The 1,199-nt window shown below is 59.5% G+C and carries 1 protein-coding gene; it reads right to left on the minus strand.

The genetic code is table 11. The features are described 5' to 3' along the window. The coding region (locus Q363_RS31690; RefSeq protein WP_035358781.1) for a vWA domain-containing protein at positions 1 to 1,178 on the minus strand (1,178 nt) is incomplete at its 3' end. Positions 1,179 to 1,199: the final 21 nt, after the last annotated feature.

Here is a 1,199-nt window from a genome sequence, read left to right on the forward strand (position 1 = left end):
CGCGACTCCGTGGAGGCCCACAACACCGGGTAAGAAGGAGCCTCTTTCGGGAATGCACCACATAAATCAGTAAGGAACACCAGGGTCTGCGGCACAATTCCCCGCTCGTCCAACCACCGGAAGCAGGGTGCGAAGTTCGTTCCTCCTCCGCCAACCGGAGTAAGCGCGATAGGCTGCCCTGCTTGATAGACCTCGGTCTTATGGACCTCAGTATCGAAGTAGAGCACATGAATGCGGCTCGGCCGTTGTCCTTCGAGAATAGAACGAATTTCCGCCTCGAAGAGACCCAACTGGCGCGCATTGACCGATCCCGAGCAATCTACAGCGATGGCGATCTCCCCCGCGCCTTCAGACCTGACACCCGGAAGGTAGAGCCCAGTCCAGATGTGCCGCCGGTTGGGCGGCATCCAGCTGTAGTCAGACGGAATGGTCTCTGACCAGGCGCGGCGCAGCAACTCACGCCAGTCCACGCCTGCAGCTGGGGATTGTTCGAGGCTACGAGTGACACCGGCCGGAAGTTTACCTGCAAGTTTTGCGACATTCTCTGCCTGCTCGACGGCTATCTTCCATTCCCGCGCCTGTTCAGCTACGGTGTCGTCGTCGCCTCCTTCGGGATCAGGAGTGTCAAGCACCTGACCGAAGCCGCCGGGTGTTGTCGGAGCAGTAGGCACGCCATCTTCACTCGGATTGTTGGGTTGCTTTCCGCCCTCCCCGCCGGGAGCGGCACCGTCCGGGTTCTCTCCTTCACCGGTTGAGCCGTCCTGACCCTGTTGCTCCTCGATCAGGTTGTAGATGCGTTCTGCGCTCATGCCGCGAAAGCGATGGTCGATGAGAACATCCTTTGGCAGCGTGAGCCCGGCATCCAGGAGTAGAGGGTTGATGGCATAGTCGCATGCCATATTCCAGCGCTTCCGGTCACGATCTCCGCGACGCGTGTGATGCTGAAGAGCCGGGTGCATGACTTCATGAGCCAGGACGCCGGCAAGTTCTGCCGCGTTCAGCGTATCGACAAATGCCGGATTGTAAAACAAGGAGACGCCATCCGTGGCCATGGTCTGAATTGCCACTGAGGGCCGTCCCCCTAAGCGGAAGAGGAGTGAACCAAAGAAAGGATGATCGAGAAGGAGAGCGGTCCGGGCCTTCTGGATCCGGACCGCGGGGGGAAGATGCTTCGTCATGGTGTTGCAGCCTCCATGTAT

The organism is Edaphobacter aggregans DSM 19364, assembly GCF_000745965.1.
In the GTDB taxonomy this organism is placed as follows: Bacteria; Acidobacteriota; Terriglobia; order Terriglobales; family Acidobacteriaceae; genus Edaphobacter; species Edaphobacter aggregans.